3 protein-coding genes and 1 pseudogene are annotated in these 3,896 nt (G+C 72.2%); 3 read left to right on the top strand and 1 reads right to left on the bottom strand.

Translation table 11 applies throughout. The annotated features are described in order from the left end of the window. A partial coding sequence (locus tag ACLEQD_RS38665; protein WP_410390879.1) for a hypothetical protein occupies positions 1-387 on the top strand: 387 nt, incomplete at its 5' end. Between the two features lie 36 nt (positions 388-423). Here the strand turns inward: ACLEQD_RS38665 and ACLEQD_RS38660 are convergent. Beyond that, positions 424-1,218 (bottom strand): NRDE family protein, encoded by a 795-nt coding sequence (locus ACLEQD_RS38660; protein WP_410390877.1) that lies wholly within the window; start codon positions 1,216-1,218, stop codon positions 424-426. 110 nt (positions 1,219-1,328) lie between these two features. Between ACLEQD_RS38660 and metG the strand changes: the two genes are divergently transcribed. Both metG and ACLEQD_RS38650 read left to right on the top strand, forming a co-directional pair. Continuing rightward, complete coding sequence (gene metG / locus ACLEQD_RS38655; RefSeq protein ID WP_410390875.1) at positions 1,329-3,458, top strand: methionine--tRNA ligase; 2,130 nt, start codon at positions 1,329-1,331, stop codon at positions 3,456-3,458. Positions 3,459-3,526: 68 nt separating this feature from the next. Then, positions 3,527-3,896, top strand: a pseudogene (locus tag ACLEQD_RS38650) (HEAT repeat domain-containing protein); the annotation flags it as partial.

Here is a 3,896-nt window from a genome sequence, read left to right as displayed (position 1 = left end):
GTGGAGACCCTGCCCGTGCCCTTCGCCACCTTCCACCAGGCCCCGCTGGACGGCGGCATCCGGCTGGTCACCGTGACGCGCGGCCCGCTGTCGGAGGCCGTCGCCGCGAGCGCCGCCAACCCGCTCCTGTTCGAGGACGCGTCGCTGGAGCGCATCGACCCGGGCGCGGACCGCGTGTCCGCCACGCCCGTCCACGACGCGTGCCAGCTGTTCCCGGGCGCGCGGCTCATCGCCATCAACGTCACGGGCGAGCCCGCCTTCTACCGCTCCGACCTGGGCTGCGACGTGCGGGAGGTCCGCGTGGACGTGGGCATGCCCCCCGCGGAGGCCTTCACCGGCCGGGGCCCGCCTTCGAGGCCACCTACGACGCGGGCCGCGACGCGGTGATGCGGGCGCGGCTGGACTGAAGAAGCAGCAGGCCCTTCAAGGCGCGGTGAGCAGGCCCGTCACGTCCCGCCAGCCGCCCTGGCAGGGGGCGGTGTCCGTGGCCAGGTAGTGCCCCACCTGTCCGGGCCCGAGCGCGACGATGGCGGACGAGCGCGTCCCGTAGCCCTCCGTGTGGATGCACAGCGCCTGGAGCTGCTGGAGGAAGTCCGCGGGCAGGTCGTCCTCCGCGAGCGCCCCCGTCGCGGCCTCGCGGGGCGGCAGGGCATGGTCCGCCAGGGCCGCCTGGAGTCCCGTCACCAGCTCCGGCCACGGGCGCTTCGCCACGGCGTCGGCCAGCGCGTGCGCCCGCCGCACCTTGGGCAGCGCCAGGTTGTCCAGGCTGTCGTTGGGGAGCACGTGCACGCCGGCCGGGACGTCCTCGTGCAGCAGGTGGGCGTGGCCCGGCCGGGCGTAGGCCACCCGCAGCGTGTGGGCGTCCCCGTAGAGCAGGTTGAAGGGGAGGAACTCCGGGGCGGGCAGGGTGCCGAGGTAGCGCTCGATGGCCTCCACCGAGCCGGCCTGGAGGGCGCGCAGCACCACCTCGCCCCGGGAGCGGGGGGCCAGGCCCAGGCTCCGGGCGCCGCGCTGGTTCGTCAGGGCGACGACGACTCCCTCGTTGGTGACCCCCATCCACGTTCCGCCCCGCTCCACGTCCTGGCCGCCCACCACGCGGGGGGACTCGGAGAGGACCTTCGGCCCGTGGGCGGGGCGCGCAAGGAACTCATCGCGGTTGGCGGCGAGGACCAGCGGCCACTCGGGGTGGACGTTACGCAGGACGAGGACGGTGCACATGGCGTCCGGTCGATAACATCCCCCTTCGCGCCATGCAGCCCCCGGCCTGCATGTTGGCGATGACCTCGTATCCCCGAGCGGCTATGGTCCGCCGCCCTCAGGAGAGTCCCATGGCGGAGAGAACCCTCGTCACCAGCGCCCTTCCGTACGCGAACGGCGCCGTCCACCTCGGCCACGCCGTCGAGTACATCCAGACGGACATCTACGTCCGCTTCCTTCGCTCGTGCGGCCAGGACGTCGTCTACTTCTGCGCGGACGACACCCACGGCACGCCCATCGAGCTCAACGCCGCGAAGCACGGCGTCGCGCCGGAGCAGTTCGTCGCGCGCTTCCACGATGAGCACCAGCGCGACTTCCGCGACCTGGACGTCCGCTTCGACTCCTTCCACTCCACCAACTCGCCGGAGAACCGCCACTACGCGGAGCTCATCTACGGGCGCTTGAAGGACGCGGGCGACATCGACCGCCGCGACATCGAGCAGACCTACTGCGAGAAGGACAAGCGCTTCCTGCCGGACCGCTTCATCCGGGGCACCTGTCCCAACTGCAAGTCGCCGGATCAGTACGGCGACGCGTGCGAGAAGTGCGGCAAGACGTACAACCCCACGGACCTCATCGACCCGAAGTGCGCGCTGTGCGGCACGCCGCCGGTGCGCCGCAACTCCGAGCACCTCTTCTTCCGCCTGTCTCGGCACGCGGACTTCCTGCAGGAGGTCCTCAAGCGCCCCGGCTTCATCCACCCGGGCCTCGCCACGCAGCTCCAGGGCTTCTTCGAGAAGGGCCTGGCGGACTGGGACATCAGCCGCGACGGGCCGTACTTCGGCTTCGCGATCCCAGGGGAGACGGACAAGTTCTTCTACGTCTGGCTGGACGCGCCCATCGGGTACATCGCCACGACGGAGAAGTGGGCGAAGGAGTCCGGCCGCTTCCCGGACGCGCTCGCGTACTGGGGCAAGGACGCGCCCACGCGCATCGTCCACTTCATCGGCAAGGACATCGTCTACTTCCACGCGCTGTTCTGGCCCGCGGTGCTGAAGGTCGCGGGGCTCCACGTCCCCAATGAGATCAAGGTGCACGGGCACCTGACCGTGAACGGCGAGAAGATGTCCAAGACGCGCGGCACCATGGTGCCGGTGCGCGACTACCTGGACCTCCTGGACCCCAGCTACCTGCGCTACTTCTACGCGGCCAACCTGGGCGCGGGCGTGGAGGACCTGGACCTCAACCTCAAGGACTTCCGCCTCCGGGTGAACGGCGAGCTCGTCAACAACGTGGGCAACCTGGCCAACCGCGCGCTGTCGCTGCTGGCCGGGCCGCTGGAGAAGAAGCTCGCGCCGGGCCGCGCGGAAGGGGCGGGGCGCAAGCTGGTGGAGGACGCGCTGGCGCGCGTGCCGGAGGTGCGCGAGGCGTTCGAGAAGCTGGAGTACCGCAACGCCATCAAGGTCATCACGGAGATCGCCTCCACCGCGAACGCGTTCCTGCAGACGGCCGCGCCGTGGGCGCTGGTGAAGAAGGACGCGGAGGCCGCGCGGGCGGACCTGTCGGACGCGGCGGACGTGGCGTACCTGGTGGGCGCGCTGCTGGCGCCGGTGACGCCGCGCGTGTCGGAGAAGCTGTTCGCGCAGCTGGGGGCGGAGCCGCTGACGTTCCAGGCGCTCGCCACCGCGAAGTACCCGCTGCTGGACCGCACCCGTCCGCTGGGCACGCCGGAGCCGCTCCTGCCCCGGCTGGAGGAGGAGCGCGTCAACGCCATCATCAAGGTCCCCGAGGGGACGCCGGCCGCCGAGCCCGCGAAGGCCGGTGGCAAGGACAAGAAGACGGAGAAGAAGCCCATGGAAGCGAAGGGTCCGGACGGCGCGCCCACCACGCAGGCGTCCCCTGGCGCGGGGGCGGCGGAAGGCGCGCCCGCGGCCGACATCGAGTTCGCGGACTTCGCCAAGGTGGTGCTGAAGGCGGGGCGCATCGTGGCCGCGGAGAAGGTGAAGGGCGCGGACAAGCTGCTCAAGCTGGACGTGGACCTGGGCGAGGGCACGCCGCGCACCATCGTGTCCGGCATCGCCGAGGCCTACCCGGCGCCGGAGGCGTTGGCCGGCCGGCGCGTGGTGGTGGTGGCGAACCTGAAGCCGCGCAAGCTCAAGGGCATCGAGTCGCGCGGCATGCTGTTGACGGCGGGCTCGGGCGGCAAGGACCTGTCCCTGCTGGAGCCGGGCGACGTGCCGCCCGGCGCCGACGTGAAGTAGCGCGGACGCAGTGGCTTCAAGGACACGCCGGGGGGCATTCCGCCACCCGGCGAGCGAGGTGACGAGACGTGGCGGACTGGCGTGCCGAGCGGGACCGCGCCCTGTTGACCCTGGAGCGTGAGAAGCGTCCGGCGAGCCGGGCCGAGGCGGCGGACCTGTTGTTCCAGCTGGCCTCCGAGGAGCCCACGCACGCCGACGCGTTCGCGGACGTGCTCGTGCGCCTGCTCGCGGATGCGCAGCCGGAGGTGCGCCGCTCGGGCGTGAGCCTCGCGTCCGTCATCCTGCCGCCGGAGCAGCTGCCGGACATGCTCCTGCCCCGGCTGCGCGACGAGGACACCCGCGTGCGCCTGGAGGCCACCGGGCGGCTCGCGGACCTGGCGCTGCCGCACGCGCGCGGGGCCCTGCCGGCATGCTGGAGGACCCCACCCGGACGGTGCC

This window comes from Corallococcus sp. 4LFB (assembly GCF_046520365.1).
Taxonomy (GTDB): Bacteria; Myxococcota; Myxococcia; order Myxococcales; family Myxococcaceae; genus Corallococcus; species Corallococcus caeni.
Note: the sequence above shows the minus strand (reverse complement) of the source record. Positions and strands in the feature narration are given on the sequence as shown.

What these genes read in the sequence shown, in the direction of transcription:
- metG (WP_410390875.1), top strand. Translation starts at nt 1,329, where the DNA reads ATGGCGGAGAGAACCCTCGTCACCAGCGCCCTTCCGTACGCGAACGGC.
- ACLEQD_RS38660 (WP_410390877.1), bottom strand. Translation starts at nt 1,218, where the DNA reads ATGTGCACCGTCCTCGTCCTGCGTAACGTCCACCCCGAGTGGCCGCTG.